This window comes from Virgibacillus sp. NKC19-3 (assembly GCF_019837165.1).
Taxonomy (GTDB): Bacteria; Bacillota; Bacilli; order Bacillales; family Amphibacillaceae; genus Virgibacillus_L; species Virgibacillus_L saliphilus.
Map to the genome: position 1 here is coordinate 1,535,507 of NZ_JAGYHC010000001.1, position 16,354 is coordinate 1,551,860.

A 16,354-nucleotide genomic window follows, 5' to 3' on the forward strand; every position below is an offset into this window, starting at 1 on the left:
AAGAGCAATTCTAATCTACAAATTATTCCTCCTTTCATGCATTCTTTCTTACAAGGTAGAAATTAAACGCTTACAAGATAACTTAAAAAAATAAGTTAAAACCTAAACTAATTAAAATACATTTAATAAGTTTATAGGATTATACCATAGACAATAATTATTTGTAAATAAAATTTAGTTATTTACAGAAATAATAGAACATGTTAAACTACTTATTAATAATAGTTTAAAAAGTATTGGGGTTTAAATCTGAAAGGTGTTTTTTATCATTATTTGAAAGCGATTTTAAATAATGATCTTATTATAACCAATCTAATAAGATCTGAGGGGAATCAAATGACTGATCAGTTTGTAAATGGTAACACAGTTAAGCAGGCTAATCGCTCCTTTATTCTAAAGGATATTCGCCAAAGCGGTCCCATTACAAAAATAGATCTGGCCCGTAAATTCGATTTAACATTTTCGGCTGTCGGAAATATAATTACAGAATTTTCCGAGGCGGGACTGATAAAAGAAGCCGGATATGGTGAGTCTAGCGGTGGGAGACCTCCTGTTTTATATGAGATGAAATGGGATAGTGTTTATGTGATAGCGTTGGTAATCGGTGTTAGGGAAATTTCTGCTTGCCTGGTTAATTTAAAGGGGGAAGTTAGCGATGAAATTATAGCAGAAGAAGATTCCAAACCTTTAATTGAGAGGGTTTATAATCTAATCGACCAGCTATTGGAGCGAATCGCTATTGATATTTCTAAAATATCAGGGATAGGTGTATCTGCTCCTGGACCGATTGATACTACTGATGGAAAGATGTTGACACCACCTAACCTAGAAGGCGTCAGGAATATTAGCTTTCAACGTTTGCTTGAAGATCGATATAAATGGCCAACCATCCTCGAGAAAGATGCTAATGCTTTTGCTTTAGCTGAACAATGGTTCGGCGATGTAGAACCGAATGAAGATATCCTGTACATTTATAATGATCAGGGGCTTGGTGGTGGTCTTATCATCGATTCTCGGATTCACCGTGGAATTGGTAATGGTGCCGGTGAAATTGGTCATATGGTTATCGATATTGATGGCCCAAAGTGTAATTGTGGTAATTTTGGTTGCTTGGAAACGCTTAGTTCAGGTATTGCTATTCAAAGACGAGTGAAAGAAGAGATTCGACGTGGATATCCAACAAGCCTTGCTGATGACTACCTTAATAATGGGAAAGAACCTACAATAGAGAATATTGTTCAACAAGCAGAAGAAGGGGACAAGTTAGCACTCGAAGTTTTGCATGAGGCAGAAAGATATTTAGGACTTGGATTAGCTAATGCTATTAATTTATTTGCCCCTGATCAGGTGATTTTTGGAGGAATGGTTGCAAAACTTTATCCTAAAATGATTAATACTGCAGAAAAAATTGCGAAAGAGCGTGCACTTTCACCATATGCAAGAAATATTATTTTTGCAGAGTCCGCTTTTAATCATCAATCAAATTCCATCGGGGCTGCATCAGTCATTCACCAAAAATTGTTTGATTATCCTGAAGGAACCATTATTTAAAAAACTTCTCCTTAAATTAATAAATATTTATTAATTTAAGGAGAAGAAGACACCTGTAGATGGTGGGATAACTGTGCAACTGTGATACAGGTGGATAAGTATAAAATCTTGCAAAATTTAATAGTTCTTATTTGAAAACGCTAACGAGGAATATCTTACATGAATTTTCCGTGAAACGCTTTTCATTATATGATTCCTTTAAAATAAAAAGCGTTTTCAAGTTAATATGCCTTTAAGGAGGTGGTTGCTTAAGTGAAAGTAGGACCAATCGTTGCTGTTCTTGGTGCGGAAGATAATGTGCTCATGTTCTTTATCGCATCTGTCATTATTAATACGATTGTAAAAGCTTTATTGGTTAATCCTTTAGAAAAAAGAGCATTTTGAAGATATTTTAATTATATAGAGAGAGGGTGATTTGATGAAGATGCATAAATTAACACCTTATTTATTTTTGATTCCCGGTTGCACCATTTTGGGAGCCTTTATTTTTTATCCAATATTGCAGGCTTTATGGTTGAGTTTGACCGAATATAGTATCATAGGTGAGCCAGAGTTCATTGGCTTTGAAAATTACCAAAATTTATTTCAAGATGATTTATTTTGGCTAACGCTGAAGAATACGTTTATTTATCTTATTGGGGTTGTTCCAGCTCTTGTTATTATTCCTATTTTTCTGGCTGTTTTGGTCAATCAAAAATTAAGAGGGATTAGCTTTTTCCGATCAGCTTATTTTATACCTGTTGTCACTTCATTAGTAGTTGCAGGTATCGCTTGGGAATGGGTGTATAGAGAAAATGGCTTGTTGAACTATGCGCTTGATCTATTGGGAATAATTAATGAGCAAGTTGGGTGGCTGACAACGACTTCTACGGCTATTTTTGCTGTCATGATTGTGACCATTTGGCAAGGACTAGGATATTACATGGTCATCTATATAGCAGGATTGCAATCAATTTCCACAGATATTTATGAGGCTGCAAAAATCGATGGAGCAAACTGGTGGCAACAAGTAACTCGTATAACTATTCCTATGTTGATGCCCTTTATATTAATTGTAGCCATTATGTCTTCAATCGCTGCTATGCAAGTGTTTGACGAAATATACATAATGACCGGCGGTGGTCCATTACACAGTTCGGAAACATTGGTTCTTTATATTTACAGAGAGGCATTTGAAAACTTAAATATGGGTTATGCTAGTGCTGCTGGAGTTATTTTGTTTTTAATCACTTTGGTTTTATCGATTATTAACCTGAAGTTTTTTGGCAATAAAGACAACAAGGGATAGAGAGGTGGAAAAATTGGCTTTAACGACAGCAAAAAATCAAAAAACTTTTTCGACAACTGTCATGAACTTCACTAAAAAGCTGCTGCTTTACATTTTATTAACTTTAGTCGCTTTATTTATGCTTGGTCCATTTATATGGCTTATTTCAACAGCTCTTAAATCCGGTGGTGAAAATATATTTCAATATCCCCCACAATTGATTCCAGAACAAGTTACCTTTTCGAATTTCGTGGGAGTGATGGACGCTTTTCCGTTTTGGACGTATCTATTAAATAGTGTGATTGTCACTATATTGACGGTGATACTCAACGTTTTATTTTGCTCCCTTGCCGCTTATCCGCTCGCTAGGATGAAGTTTAAGGGTAAAAATCTCATATTTATCTTAATACTTAGCACGATGATGATCCCGTTCCAGCTTTTAATGATTCCCGTTTATGAATTGGCCCTATCCCTAGGGTTAGACAATACATATGCTGGGATGATTTTACCGCAAATCACTACAGCTTTTGGTGTGTTTTTAATGCGACAAGCATTCATGGTCATACCATATGAGTTGGATGAATCAGCCAGAATGGATGGTGCCAACAGGTTTCAGATATGGCTAAGAATATTAATGCCGCTTGCGAAGCCATCGATGCTGACATTAACCGTTTTTACATTTATTTTTGCTTGGGGAGATTTCCTGTGGCCACTTATTATCATAAGTGATCAAGATATGTTCACTTTAACATTAGGACTGGATATGCTTTCTGGCACATTTTCTTCAGATTGGCGTTTAATTGCGGCAGGTGCTATTATATCGATGCTTCCAGCGATTGTTGTCTTCTTATTTTTACAGAAGTATTTCATTGGAGGCTTGATGAAAGGCGCTGTCAAGGAATAATAGTAACAGAGTGGTATTCTTAAGATATTAATTTGTAACAAATATCATTAATACTAATTCTAATAAAGTAAGACTTATTATGAATCTATTTTAATATGAAACATTTTGAAGATATTTTAATTATTGAGGGAGGAAAATGAAATGAAAAAAAAGGGAAAACTAATGGCTCTTGTATCAGTAATGTCTATGCTATTTATTGCCGGTTGTAATGATGACAACGGTGAGGAGGGAATAACGCTTGATTTCTGGACCAATCAGCTAGAGCCAACATATACGGAGTATCTTGAAGAGCTAATTAATGAATATGAGGAGCAGAATCCCGAAGTTACAATTAACTGGCTTGATGTCCCTGCAGATGATTTAGAGGAGAAAGTTTTGGCAGATGTAAGTTCAGGGAATGAACCTGATGTTGTAAATTTGGACCCATCATTTGCTTCTAGTCTGGCAGATGTAAATGCAACGATCAATATGGACGAATATGTATCAGAGGAAGATCGAGATCAATACCTTGATAATGCTTGGGAAGCCAATCAGATAGATGGAGAAACATTTGCTATTCCGTGGTATCTTGGTACAGCGGTAACTCATTATAATAAAGGGATCTTTGAAGAAGCAGATTTAGACCCTGAGCAACCTCCGGAAACATTTGAAGAAGCAAAGGAATATGCAGAGGTTATAGATGAAGAAACAGATGCGTACGGATACTTTCCTTCTATGGATGGAACTCTTTCTTTACAGTATATGGAACAATGGGGGGTTTCTGTAACAAATGATGATGGTACAGCTGCTTTTAATACACCGGAGGGGGTTGAAGTACTTGATTACTTTACGGAGCTCTATGAAAACGGCTTAATCCCCTCTGAGTCACTCACCGGAGAGGAACGTGAAGGAACTAATTTCTATCAGGCAGGCGAAGTAGCATTTGGAGGATTTATTCTAAATGAGGTTGAAGAAAATGCCCCGGATATATACGATAATACAGGAGTTTCGGACCAAATTACTGGAGAAGCAGAAGTTAAAGATTTAATAGTTCAGAATATAGTTGTTCCGGAACCGAGTGATCATCATGAAGAAGCGGTAGATTTTGCACTGTTTATTACAAATCCGGAAAATCAGCTGGAATTCGCGCAGATTGCTGGCTCTGGAGTCCTTCCTTCAACAGAAGAAACATTAGAGGATCCATATTTTTCAGAAGTTCCAGAAAATGCTACAGTTACAGACTTGGTAAGGGTAACTGAGGCCGAACAATTACCAGATGCTGAACTGTTAGTTCCGCCAATGGAAAATCTAAATGAATTAACAACGATTATGCATGATGCTTTTTCAAAAGCGATGTTGGGTGAGACAACTTCAGAAGAAGCACTCGCAGAAGCTGAGGAAGAGTGGAACAATGTTGTATCAGAGTAATAAGTTTAATTAGTAGATAAATATTTTGGAGGGTATTATGACTAACAATAAAACGATCCACATCATTCCCCACACTCACTGGGATCGGGAGTGGTATTTGCCTTACGAGAAGCATCATATGAAATTAGTAGATTTGATGGACTCACTACTGGAAACATTGAAGTCAGAGCCAGAGTATAAAAGTTTCCATCTGGATGGACACACGATTATCCTAGATGACTATCTGCAAGTACGTCCGGACAAAAGGGCTGAGTTGCAAAAACATATTAATGAAGGCCGAATCCATATCGGACCTTGGTACATTTTACAGGATGAATTTCTGACAAGTAGCGAATCTAATATCCGCAACCTGCAATATGGTATGAAAGACTCCAAAAAATGGGGCAACATGTTAAAAAGTGGATACTTTCCCGATTCATTTGGAAATATGGGACAAGCACCACAGATTCTTATGCAAGCCGGTATTAACAATGCTCTGTTTGCTCGCGGTGTCAAACCAACAGGGTTTAACAACGAAGTAATCGAATCGGATAGTTTTGAATCCCCTTATTCGGAAATGTACTGGCGATCACCGGATGGTTCAAAAGTTTACGGTATTTTGTTTGCCAACTGGTATTGTAACGGAAACGAGATTCCAGTCAACGAAAAAGAAGCTGTGTCTTACTGGGATAGTCAAATAGAAGCGATGGAAAAATACGCTGCGGGTCCACATATGCTGATGATGAATGGTTGTGATCATCAACCTATTCAAACTAATCTTTCTGAAGCAATCAAGACGGCACAAAATTTGTATCCCGATATTACGTTTAAACATTCAAACTTCAATGATTATGTCCAAAATCTAACGCAAACATTACCGGAAGATCTAAAAATAGTGGACGGCGAACTCCGAAGCCAAAAGACAGATGGTTGGGGAACTTTAGTTAATACAGCATCATCCCGTCTTTATTTAAAACAGATGAATCGGACAGGTGAAACAATTTTAGCTAAAGTAGCGGAACCGCTTGAGACATTCGCTTATATGCTAGGGAAACCTTACAATCATCAAAAATTAGAATATGCCTGGAAAAAATTGATGCAGAATCATGCTCATGACAGCATATGTGGATGCGGTGTGGATGAGATACATCGCGGTGTGGTAACACGATTTGCTGATAGTAAGCATGTAGCAGAATCTTTAGTAGAAGAATCACTGACGTCTATTACCAATCATATCGATACAACTGTATTCGGTGACATGGACAAAGCTGCGCTACCTTTTGTCGTATACAACACGAGTGGTTACGGAAAAAGTGGTACCGTAAGTATCATTCTTGATGTTAAACGTGCGTATTTTGCGGATGGTGTTAATAAAGAAGCGCTGAAGTCGTTTGACCTGGGCCAGAAGGAGCTTGTCGATGCTTCCGGGAATCGTTTTGATTTTACAATGGAAGATTTGGGAATTTCCTTTTCTTATGATTTACCAGAAGATAAATTCCGCCAGACATACATGGCTCGCCGTATTAAGGTAACATTTGAAGCAAATGATGTGCCTGCGCTTGGTTACCGCACATATGCACTTATTTCATCGGAAAACGAATTAGATGCAGACAAGCATTCACAAAGTTTGGTTGTATCTGATAATGAAATGGCCAATGAATACCTGCATGTCAAAATGAATGGAAATGGTTCGCTGACTATCACGGATAAACAAACCGGAAAAACATTCGAACAGCTTGGTGTTTATGAAGATACCGGGGATATAGGAAATGAATATATGTACAAACAACCCGATAATGAGGAACCGTTGACGACAAAAGACGCGTTAGCTTCTATCAAACTGATTGAGGACAAACCGTACCGTGCCGCCTTTGATATTACACATGACATGACGATTCCAAAAAGTGCGGACGAGCTGTTGGAACAAGAACAGCGGGAAGTTGTTCCATTCAACATCCGAAAAGCACAACGTACGAAAGAAACGGTATCGTTAACTATTTCAACCCGTGTATCACTCGAAAGGAACGGAAAAGGTGTACACGTCACAGCCAAGTTTAATAATCAGGCAAAAGACCATCGTCTCCGGACGCTCTTCCCAACAGGTATAGAAACGGATCATCATCACGCTGATTCGATTTTTGAAGTAGTCAAGCGCCCGAATGAACCGGCTGAGGAATGGAGTAATCCCGACAATTCCCAGCATCAGCAGGATTTTGTATCCGTTAGTAATGAAGAGGAGAGTTTGACGATCGCCAATTATGGTCTGAATGAGTATGAAATCCTCCGCGATGACCAAAACACAATTGCAGTAACCTTGCTTCGTTCAGTCGGTGAGATGGGAGACTGGGGTCACTTTCCAACTCCTGAAGCTCAATGTCTCGGGGAAAGTATTGTTTCATATGCCATTTATCCAAGTAATGGGCAAACTACCGATAGCTACCGCAAAGCTTATCAGTACCAGATACCTTGGTCGACCTGTCAATCTGCTATTCAGGAAGGTAGCCTGAAAGAGGAAGGATCCTTCATCGATTGGCAAGGAGACCACTTAGCTTTTTCTTCTATAAAGGTGTCTGAAGCGACTGGTGATATCATGTTGCGTTGGTTCAATCTGCAAAGTGCAAACGATATCCTCCAAGTAAACGGACCATCCGAGTGGTCAGCTTATGAGAGTAATGTTATCGAGGAATACGTAAATAAACCAGTCGGTCAAGAGCAAGACAAGATAAGTATTCCTGCAAGCGGACATAAAATTGTAACTGTCGGTTTTAAGCGGTAATTGATATACTCCTGGGCGGACAACTTTCGCCCGGGATAATCACATATTTCATCATACAAAAAGGAGAATTCTTAGATGGATAAGCAAATACCTGAGTCAATGCAGCATATAATCAACAAAGTGAATGGATTTTTTTCAGGTGATGATAAGGTTCGTACTATGTTCCAGTACTGCTTTACCAGCACATTAGAAACGACCATCCGTCCTCAAGATGATGGAACAACGTTTGTCATCACTGGAGATATACCTGCCATGTGGCTTCGAGATTCAGCAGCACAAGTTAGACCATACTTATTGCTTGCTGAAACGGATGAATCCATGGCAGATATGATTCAAGGCGTTATTCAAAAACAAATGGAATACATTATCCATGATCCATATGCCAATGCTTTTAATGAAAAACCAACGGGAGATCGTTATCATGATGATCAAACAGAAATGACGCCCTTATTATGGGAACGAAAATACGAAATTGATTCCCTATGCTACCCGATTCAATTAGCTTATCTATTTTGGAAATCAACAGGAAGGATCACTCACTTTAATTCTACTTTTAAGGAAGCCATAAAAAACATTTTAAATGTATGGAAAATCGAACAAAACCATGAAAAAGACTCGAGGTATTCCTTTATACGGGATAACTGTACACCACAAGATACGTTGTCTCATAATGGTAAAGGCGCTCCAGTTACATATACTGGTATGACTTGGTCGGGTTTTCGACCAAGTGATGATGCTTGTCAATATGGATATTTGGTTCCTGCGAATATGTTTGCGGTCGTTGTATTAAAGCAACTTGCAGAAATTGCAATTGATGTTTTAGATCACGTAGATTTGGCAAAAGAAGCTTCCGAATTAGCGAAAGAAATTGACAAAGGAATTCAGACCTACGGGAAAGTTGAACACGAAAAATATGGAACAATTTATGCTTTCGAAACAGATGGACGAGGAAATTATAATTTGATGGATGATGCAAACGTTCCATCCCTACTTTCCATGCCGTACTTAGGTTATTGTGCGGTCCATGATGAAGTATACCAAAATACAAGAAAATTTTTGTTAAGTGAGCTGAATCCATATTATTATGAAGGGAAAATAGCCAAAGGGATAGGTAGTCCACATACCCCAGAACAATATATATGGCATATTGCTCTTGCTATCCAGGGAATGACTGCAGAAACTACTGAAGCAAAGTGGGAAACATTGGAATTGTTTAAGAACACAGATGCAGGAAAGAACTTGATGCATGAAGGCTTTCATGTGGATGACCCCACACAATATACAAGGGCATGGTTCTCATGGGCAAATTCAATGTTTAGTGAGTTTGTTCTTCATTTAAATGAAATACATGTAAAAGGAAGTCCTCTATCTAAGAGATAAATCTATATGAATGAAGTTTAATGAGGTGTTGCTGGTTATGTACAAATTTCCGAAAAACTTTTTATGGGGAGCAGCTTCTTCAGCCACCCAGACAGAAGGAGCCGCAGATGAAGGCGGAAAAGCAAAAAATATCTGGGATTATTGGTTTGAAATAGAACCAGAACGATTTCATCAAGGGATAGGACCTCAAGAAACCTCCGATTTTTATAAGCAGTATAAAGAAGATATTGAACGTATGAAAGCAATTAACTTCAATTCATTTCGGACGTCGATTTCTTGGACACGTTTATTGCCCGACGGGAAGCATATCAATCAAGAAGCAGTTCGTTTTTATAATGATGTTATAAACGAACTGCTGAAAAATGATATCGAACCAATTATTAACTTATATCATTTTGATATGCCACTCCATTTTCAGGAACAAGGAGGGTGGGAAAACCGTGAAGTAGTAGAAGCCTTTCGGTATTATGCAGAAGTGGTTTTTGATTTATTTGGTGACCGGGTAAAAAAATGGACCACATTTAATGAACCTATTGTTCCAGTGGAGATGGGATATTTAAATCATTATCACTATCCTTGTGTGGTAGATATGAAAAGAGCAGTTGTGGTTGCTTATCAGTCGATGCTAGCTAGCGCGAAAGTCATTGAAACCTATCGCCAAATGGATCAGGAGGGGGAGATCGGCATTATTCTAAATTTAACTCCTTCTTATCCACGTAGTGATTCGAAGGAAGATAAACGAGCTGCAACGATTGCTGATCTATTTTTTAATCGAAGTTTTTTAGATCCATCTGTCTTAGGAAAATACCCGGAAGAGCTTGTTGCATTATTACGTGAGCATGATCTACTTCCTGAAATAGAAGAAGGCGACTTGGAATTGATTGCGGATAATACTGTGGATTTTTTAGGTGTAAATTATTATCAACCACGACGTGTCAAAGAAAAAGAAACACCTGTAGATGCGGGATCCATTTTACCGGAAAATTTCTTTGACCCCTATATTTGGCCAGAGCGTCGGATGAATCCTTATCGGGGTTGGGAAATTTATGAAAAGGGTATTTATGATATCGCTATGAATATAAAAAATAATTATGAAAATATCCCTTGGTATGTCGCTGAAAATGGAATGGGTGTAGAGAATGAAGAACGCTTTATAGATAACTCTGGTATGATCCAAGATGATTACCGGATTGAATTTTACCAAGAGCACTTAAAATGGCTACATCAAGGAATAGAAGAAGGGTCCAACTGTTTTGGGTATCATGTATGGACATTTATGGATAACTGGTCATGGTTAAATGCTTATAAGAATAGATATGGATTTTATCGTGTAGATATTGAAACCAAGCAACGCTTTTTGAAAAAGAGTGGTCAATGGTTTGCTGAGATCGTAAAGCAGAACGGATTTTAAATGAAGTAGGTTTATAGTATTGATTTGGATAGAGGTGCTGCAGACATGGAGAATATTCTTGCTTTTGATTGGGGAGGAACAAACATAAAATATGCTCTCGTTGATCAAAACGGAAAAATCATTAATAAAAATCATGCACCAACACCAGAAAGCCTAGAAGATTTATTCGTATTTATTGAGCGCCAATTACAAGAACAATTAAGCAAAGAGGTAACCGGAATAGCAATTAGTTCCCCAGGTTCTGTGGCAGAAGACGGAGTGATCCACGGTTCTAGTGCTATCCCTTATATACATGGACCAAATATGAAAGACCTTATCGAACGACGAACAGGATTACCCGTACATATTGAAAATGATGCCAATTGTGCGGCTCTTGCTGAAGTGTGGAAAGGGGCCGCCAGTGGAAAAAAAGATGTTGCCGTTGTCGTTATTGGAACAGGGGTTGGTGGTGCTCTAATAAAAGATGGTATGATTCATAAAGGTAGCCATCTACATGGTGGTGAATTTGGCTATATGATACTCCAACCTGCTCAATTAGGGAATGGAATGAATACATTCAGTGAGGTTGCTTCCACTTTTTCCATGATCAAACGTGTTGCACACCAAAAAGGATTGGATAGATCGTCCCTAACTGGTGAAGAGATATTTTTAAAGGCGGAACAAGGGGATAACGTATGTATTCAGGCTATTTCGGAGTTTTATCAAATGCTTGCTATTGGGTTATATAATATTCAATACATCTATGATCCAGAGATGATTTTAATTGGCGGGGGGATTAGCGATAGAAAAGATTTAATCTATCATTTAGAAGAAAAGATGAAATGCATTGTGAATAAGATTGATGTGGCAACAATGATGCCAGTAGTTAATCGATGTTATTTGAGTGCTGATTCTAATTTAATCGGTGCAGTATATCATTATTTGCAAAAACAACTTAAAAGTTACTAACACCATAATTAAAATGACTCTATATCAAAAAAATATAGATTTTGATATAGAGTCATGACGATTGCAAAAGGAGTTACGCTCTATTATCTATCAAGAGACTAGAAAAATAACTATTGAAAAAATGAAGGAGAAGATTTAACATGTTATATTCCTTGCTTGAACATACAACAAAACTACATGTATTTAAAAAAACTAGAAAAATGCTGTTTATTTAACTTGCCCCAAATACTTGTATAAGATGGTAATATATCTCATTTATAGAGTGAAGACTGGATGATAAAAGTTGTGCAAACATCTACATGGATGTTTTACAATTAAACAGTTACTCTGGATTACTTGTTACGGATTAGGTTAAATAAAGTTGGGAGGAAAACACATGTTAATAGGGGGAATCGAAGCAGGTGGAACTAAAATTGTCTGTGCGGTAGGCAATTCCACCGGCGAGATAAAGGCAAAGCAAAGTATACCTACACGAGAACCGGATGAAACACTTGCAGAAATTAAGAATTTCTATTCGGATTATGAACTGGAAGCATTGGGTGTCGGGAGTTTTGGCCCAATTGATCTAGATAAAAATAGTGATACGTATGGTATGATATTAAATACACCCAAGACGGCATGGAAGCATTATGATTTGCTGGGAAGCTTGCAGCGGCATTTTCAGATTCCTGTTTATATCGACACGGATGTTAATGTGGCATGCTTGGCGGAATATCGTCATGGCGTGGGCAGGGATGTAAGCAGTTGTTTGTATATAACGGTCGGGACAGGTATAGGAGCAGGTTTGGTCCAAGATGGTCGTATATTTCAGGGGAGAAGTCATCCGGAAATGGGACATGTCAGGATTCCACAGCATTCGGATGATTCGTTTGCTGGTATTTGTCCGTACCATCGTAACTGTCTTGAAGGTATGGCATCCGGATCGGCTATTGAAAAAAGGTATGGCAAGAAAGGGAATTTATTGGGTAATGATGTAAATGTCTGGGAAATCGAGGCCCATTATTTGGCACATGCCATTGTTAGCTATACGTTGATTTTATCACCTGAGCGAGTCATTTTGGGAGGTGGAGTGATGAAGCAGGATAGTTTGTTTCCCCTTGTGCGGCAAAAGGTCTCCGAGCTGATGAATGATTATGTTTACATGGGTGACATGAGCGAATTCATCACCGCGCCGGAACTGGATGACGAGCAAGGTGTGAAAGGAGCGATTGCGCTGACGATTGGGATGTAATAATTTTGTTTATAAAAAAGTGTCATGCTACAAAATCAGTAGCATGACATTTTTGTTCTTGCCTAGGAAATTATAAAATTATTTGCTGTGGATAACTTATTATTGATTAATGGCTACGTCTAGCTACAAGCGCCAAAAACTAGGAGATAACACGAGAGCTCCCTACGATAAGTCATCATCGGTTCGTTACCTCACCGTGATTCCTTTATCTCAGTTGCGCCGCTCCAATCTCTAGTTTTTAACCAGGCGCTTTTCGCTTTTGTCCTAGTAGAAAATCCGAATCATGGTTATATTTTTTGTTGCACAAAGCGCTTGGTGATTTCCTGTGGGCGGGTGATGGCTCCGCCGACGACACTTGCGTAAGCTCCGAGTTCCATACACTGATGATACATGTCAGGAGTAATCACATTACCCTCTGCTATGATTGGAATGTTTACCTTTTTTAATACATCCTGCAGAAATTGAAAGTTGTTATTATACAGTTTTTGTCCCTTCGTTTCTTTCGTATAGCCATGTAATGTTGTGGAAATACAATCAAACCCTGCTTTTTCAGCTTGTATGGCGTCTTCTGTCGTTGCGATGTCAGCCATTAATTCAATGGAAGGTTTCTTTTCTTTTGCATAATGTACCAGATCATTTAAGTGAATGTTCTGAGGGCGTGGACGGGATGTGGCGTCCATAGCGATCATATTACATCCGCTTTCTATAAGTTCATCTACCTCTTTGTATGTGGCAGTGATAAACACTTCGCTGTCAGGATAGTCCCTTTTTACAATGCCAATGATAGGCAAGTCTACCTCTTTTTTGATTGCGATAATATCTTCCTTTGAATTGGCTCGTATTCCTTGTGCACCACCCTGTTTTGCTGCCAGCGCCATTTTCGACATAATAAAAGAGCTGTGGAGCGGTTCTTCCGGTAAAGCCTGACAGGATACGATTAAGCCATTTTTGATTTTTTCTAACATGATGTAACCTCCTCTTTGTTGTTCGTTTCCTGTTTCGTCATTTTTTGAAAAAAGGGTAAACAGCACCATACAGGGCTGCATCGTTGTATAATCGTGCCACTTTAATCTCTGCTTTCAAAAAGTTATTCGGCAGGTAGCTATTTAAGTGTCTTTCAATTGCATTTACTAAAAATGACCCTTGTCTGGAAATGCCTCCGCCGATGATGATACATTTTGGGTCGATTAAGAGAATGATTTGCGCTAGTCCTTTGGCAACCTCATCCGACCAGATTTCAAGCAGCTCCATGCATGCATTATCACCGGATTTTGCCAGCTCAAATACATCTTTGGTGGATAGCTCTTTATCAAATCTTTGATATATCATTTTATTGAGAGCTGCGGTGGAGGCTCTGTCTTCATAATTGGTTTCGCTGTCTTTCTCGTATAGTAAATAACCAACGGAATTAGCCTTTTTGAAAAAGCCATCTATCAGCCGATCATGAAAATAGGCACCTCCAATACCTGTTCCCAATGTTATACAAAAGACATCGTTTTGATTCTGGGCAGCGCCTACCCAAATTTCCCCTAATAATGCTGCATTGACATCGTTTTCGACATGAACGGGTAAATGGAATTGACTGGTTAGTTTTTCTTTAAACTTTGTCCCTATATAGTTTTTTATCGTTGGCCCGGCGTAAATAATTTCTCCTTTTTCTCTGTCTACAATACCTGCTGTACTAATACCAATACCATTTATATCAGGGTTGGTGCGGAGAGCTTCAGCAGTAATCTCTTCTGTTTGCTTTAGAATAGCGTTATCTTCATTTTCTTTGGTCGGAATTTTACTATAGTGCTTAAGCTGATGCAGACTGTTAATGACAGCGTATTTAATATAAGTTCCGCCAATGTCAATGGCTAGAAATTCTGCCATAAATCAATGCCTCCTAATAATCCCTTGTTTTTTTGATATGATCTGTCAGCAATTTCTTGGCTTGTTCTGCCTGTCTGTTACTGATCGCCTTAACGATATGATCATGTTCATTGTTAGCTCTTTGATATTCTTCCGGAGACAACTGAATATGAATAATATCAAAGAAGTAAGTTGTAATCATATGGGTCATCTGAATAAACAGCTTGTTATTCGTTGTGTGCAGCAACTGTTTATGGAATGAGATATCGGCTTGTTTATATTCCTCTTCGGTTTCAGCCTGTTTACCGTCTTCGACTGTCTTTTTCAGCTGGTCAAGGTCAATTTGCTTATGGTCACGAATAATATCATCGATCGCACTGCATTCAAATATGACCCTTAAACTTTGAATATCGCGGACACTGCCGCCGTTGATTTGCCATAAAAAGAAAAAACTGTTTAGTAAGGTATCAATATTGGATTCATTTAAAAAGGCACCTTGCCCCTGCCGCACGCGGATAACATCTGTGTTTTCCATATAGCTTAATGCTTCGCGTACAACTGATCTGCTGACACCAAACATTTCCGTAAATTTTCGTTCGGTCGGTAATTTGTCACCAGCTTTCAGGCCGTTATCAATGATGTACGTTTTGATTTCCTGGATAACTGTTTTTTTTAATGATTTTCTTTCTGAGCTTGTAATGGGTTCCATATTAAATTGTTTCCTCCATCTGTTCGATAAACGTAAAAATTGGTTCAAAATGGACTGCCATAATCTGTTGTGCTGCGGTTAAGTCATTATTTTCAATCGCGTCCAGCATTGCTGCATGCTCCTGATAGGATTGCAGTAATTCATCTTCTTGCCGGATCAAGTCAATCTTAACCAATGAAAAGTATTCTTTAATAATTTCACCGAATGTATAAAAGGTGTTATTGGCTGTTTCTTTCATCAATTGTCGATGAAAAGCCTGGTCATACATTTTAATATCGCCATTGTTGATAATAGCGTTATAGTAGTCTTTATTAATTTGTTTGAGATACGTGAGATCAATGTTCTCTTCTTTTTCAATGATTAACCTCAACGTACCAAGTTCAATGATTTTACGTGTTTCAATTAATTCTTTTATTTTTACACCATAGGTATCGTAATGGTGCTTTAAAATGGTTTTAATCGAATTCAGGTTTGGATTGTCAATATAGATGCCTCCACCTGTCTTAATTGTTAGTATACCGACCGACTGTAAAGTGATTAAAGCTTCTCTGACAACAGTTCTGCTGACTTGTAATTGGTCTGTAAGTTCTTTCTCCGTTAAGAACTTATCATTTGGCTTTAAGTTATTCTCTTGAATATACTGCTTGATCCGTTCCGTTGCAACATCCACGAGTGATGTTTTCTCCATCGCCATAAGAACCACCTCTGCTTGGCAGATAAAAAAGTATAAATCTGTCTTATCTGCATTTGTTCGGGCTTTGTCTTTTGCTGTATAGGTATGGCAAAAGACAAATTTTCTAATGTCCATCTTACCATAACTTGTCAGTAATTTTTCTAAAAACCCTTACATGAAATGGTTGACTTTTTCTATTTGGGCTTTTATCATATTAATTAGCAACAAATTGGTCTGACAATATTATAAGTCTAATATACAGAT

At 38.1% G+C, this 16,354-nt stretch carries 14 protein-coding genes; 10 read left to right on the top strand and 4 right to left on the bottom strand.

The genetic code is table 11. From position 1 onward, the window contains the following. Positions 1–336 precede the first annotated feature (336 nt). From KFZ56_RS07460 to KFZ56_RS07500, 10 genes are all read left to right on the top strand, one after another. Positions 337–1,551: an ROK family transcriptional regulator gene (locus KFZ56_RS07460; RefSeq protein WP_222641257.1), complete on the top strand. Its 1,215-nt coding sequence runs from the start codon at positions 337–339 to the stop codon at positions 1,549–1,551. 252 nt (positions 1,552–1,803) lie between these two features. Beyond that, positions 1,804–1,935 carry a hypothetical protein gene (locus tag KFZ56_RS19550; protein ID WP_255585402.1) on the top strand — a complete coding sequence of 44 codons (132 nt, stop codon included), beginning with the start codon at positions 1,804–1,806 and terminating at the stop codon, positions 1,933–1,935. Positions 1,936–1,969: 34 nt separating this feature from the next. Beyond that, positions 1,970–2,839: a carbohydrate ABC transporter permease gene (locus tag KFZ56_RS07465; RefSeq protein WP_222641259.1), complete on the top strand. Its 870-nt coding sequence runs from the start codon at positions 1,970–1,972 to the stop codon at positions 2,837–2,839. A gap of 13 nt (positions 2,840–2,852) precedes the next feature. Beyond that, on the top strand, positions 2,853–3,722 hold the full coding sequence (locus KFZ56_RS07470; RefSeq protein ID WP_255584917.1) for a carbohydrate ABC transporter permease: 870 nt from the start codon (positions 2,853–2,855) through the stop codon (positions 3,720–3,722). Positions 3,723–3,863: 141 nt separating this feature from the next. After that, a complete protein-coding gene (locus KFZ56_RS07475; protein ID WP_222641261.1) occupies positions 3,864–5,129 on the top strand; it encodes an ABC transporter substrate-binding protein in 1,266 nt (421 codons plus the stop codon). A gap of 37 nt (positions 5,130–5,166) precedes the next feature. Further along, positions 5,167–7,884, top strand: coding sequence for an alpha-mannosidase (locus KFZ56_RS07480; RefSeq protein ID WP_222641263.1), 2,718 nt, complete (start codon positions 5,167–5,169; stop codon positions 7,882–7,884). Positions 7,885–7,959: 75 nt separating this feature from the next. After that, positions 7,960–9,264, top strand: a complete 1,305-nt coding sequence (locus tag KFZ56_RS07485) for a glycoside hydrolase family 125 protein (protein ID WP_222641265.1) — start codon at positions 7,960–7,962, stop codon at positions 9,262–9,264. Between the two features lie 37 nt (positions 9,265–9,301). Next, positions 9,302–10,675, top strand: a complete 1,374-nt coding sequence (gene gmuD / locus KFZ56_RS07490) for a 6-phospho-beta-glucosidase GmuD (RefSeq protein WP_222641267.1) — start codon at positions 9,302–9,304, stop codon at positions 10,673–10,675. Between the two features lie 45 nt (positions 10,676–10,720). After that, entirely contained in the window at positions 10,721–11,623 is a 903-nt protein-coding gene (locus tag KFZ56_RS07495; RefSeq protein WP_222641268.1) for an ROK family protein, read from the top strand. A 376-nt stretch (positions 11,624–11,999) separates the two neighbouring features. Further along, complete coding sequence (locus KFZ56_RS07500; protein WP_222641269.1) at positions 12,000–12,854, top strand: ROK family protein; 855 nt, start codon at positions 12,000–12,002, stop codon at positions 12,852–12,854. Between the two features lie 287 nt (positions 12,855–13,141). On the opposite strand, the gene KFZ56_RS07505 is transcribed toward KFZ56_RS07500, so the two are convergent. Genes KFZ56_RS07505 through KFZ56_RS07520 form a run of 4 tightly spaced genes read right to left on the bottom strand, consistent with a single transcriptional unit; the run spans position 13,142 to position 16,225 of the window. Continuing rightward, the gene (locus tag KFZ56_RS07505) at positions 13,142–13,819 is read right to left on the bottom strand and encodes an N-acetylmannosamine-6-phosphate 2-epimerase (protein WP_222641270.1); all 678 of its coding nucleotides are present in this window, start codon (positions 13,817–13,819) and stop codon (positions 13,142–13,144) included. A gap of 37 nt (positions 13,820–13,856) precedes the next feature. After that, the gene (locus KFZ56_RS07510) at positions 13,857–14,729 is read right to left on the bottom strand and encodes an ROK family protein (protein ID WP_222641271.1); all 873 of its coding nucleotides are present in this window, start codon (positions 14,727–14,729) and stop codon (positions 13,857–13,859) included. Positions 14,730–14,742: 13 nt separating this feature from the next. Next, entirely contained in the window at positions 14,743–15,417 is a 675-nt protein-coding gene (locus KFZ56_RS07515) for a FadR/GntR family transcriptional regulator (protein WP_222641272.1), read from the bottom strand. Between the two features lies 1 nt (position 15,418). Then, positions 15,419–16,225, bottom strand: a complete 807-nt coding sequence (locus KFZ56_RS07520; protein WP_255584920.1) for a FadR/GntR family transcriptional regulator — start codon at positions 16,223–16,225, stop codon at positions 15,419–15,421. Positions 16,226–16,354 lie beyond the last annotated feature (129 nt).

What these genes read in the sequence shown, in the direction of transcription:
- KFZ56_RS07460 (WP_222641257.1), top strand. Translation starts at nt 337, where the DNA reads ATGACTGATCAGTTTGTAAATGGTAACACAGTTAAGCAGGCTAATCGC.
- KFZ56_RS07465 (WP_222641259.1), top strand. Translation starts at nt 1,970, where the DNA reads ATGAAGATGCATAAATTAACACCTTATTTATTTTTGATTCCCGGTTGC.
- KFZ56_RS07475 (WP_222641261.1), top strand. Translation starts at nt 3,864, where the DNA reads ATGAAAAAAAAGGGAAAACTAATGGCTCTTGTATCAGTAATGTCTATG.
- KFZ56_RS07480 (WP_222641263.1), top strand. Translation starts at nt 5,167, where the DNA reads ATGACTAACAATAAAACGATCCACATCATTCCCCACACTCACTGGGAT.
- KFZ56_RS07485 (WP_222641265.1), top strand. Translation starts at nt 7,960, where the DNA reads ATGGATAAGCAAATACCTGAGTCAATGCAGCATATAATCAACAAAGTG.
- gmuD (WP_222641267.1), top strand. Translation starts at nt 9,302, where the DNA reads ATGTACAAATTTCCGAAAAACTTTTTATGGGGAGCAGCTTCTTCAGCC.
- KFZ56_RS07495 (WP_222641268.1), top strand. Translation starts at nt 10,721, where the DNA reads ATGGAGAATATTCTTGCTTTTGATTGGGGAGGAACAAACATAAAATAT.
- KFZ56_RS07500 (WP_222641269.1), top strand. Translation starts at nt 12,000, where the DNA reads ATGTTAATAGGGGGAATCGAAGCAGGTGGAACTAAAATTGTCTGTGCG.
- KFZ56_RS07505 (WP_222641270.1), bottom strand. Translation starts at nt 13,819, where the DNA reads ATGTTAGAAAAAATCAAAAATGGCTTAATCGTATCCTGTCAGGCTTTA.
- KFZ56_RS07510 (WP_222641271.1), bottom strand. Translation starts at nt 14,729, where the DNA reads ATGGCAGAATTTCTAGCCATTGACATTGGCGGAACTTATATTAAATAC.
- KFZ56_RS07515 (WP_222641272.1), bottom strand. Translation starts at nt 15,417, where the DNA reads ATGGAACCCATTACAAGCTCAGAAAGAAAATCATTAAAAAAAACAGTT.
- KFZ56_RS07520 (WP_255584920.1), bottom strand. Translation starts at nt 16,225, where the DNA reads ATGGACATTAGAAAATTTGTCTTTTGCCATACCTATACAGCAAAAGAC.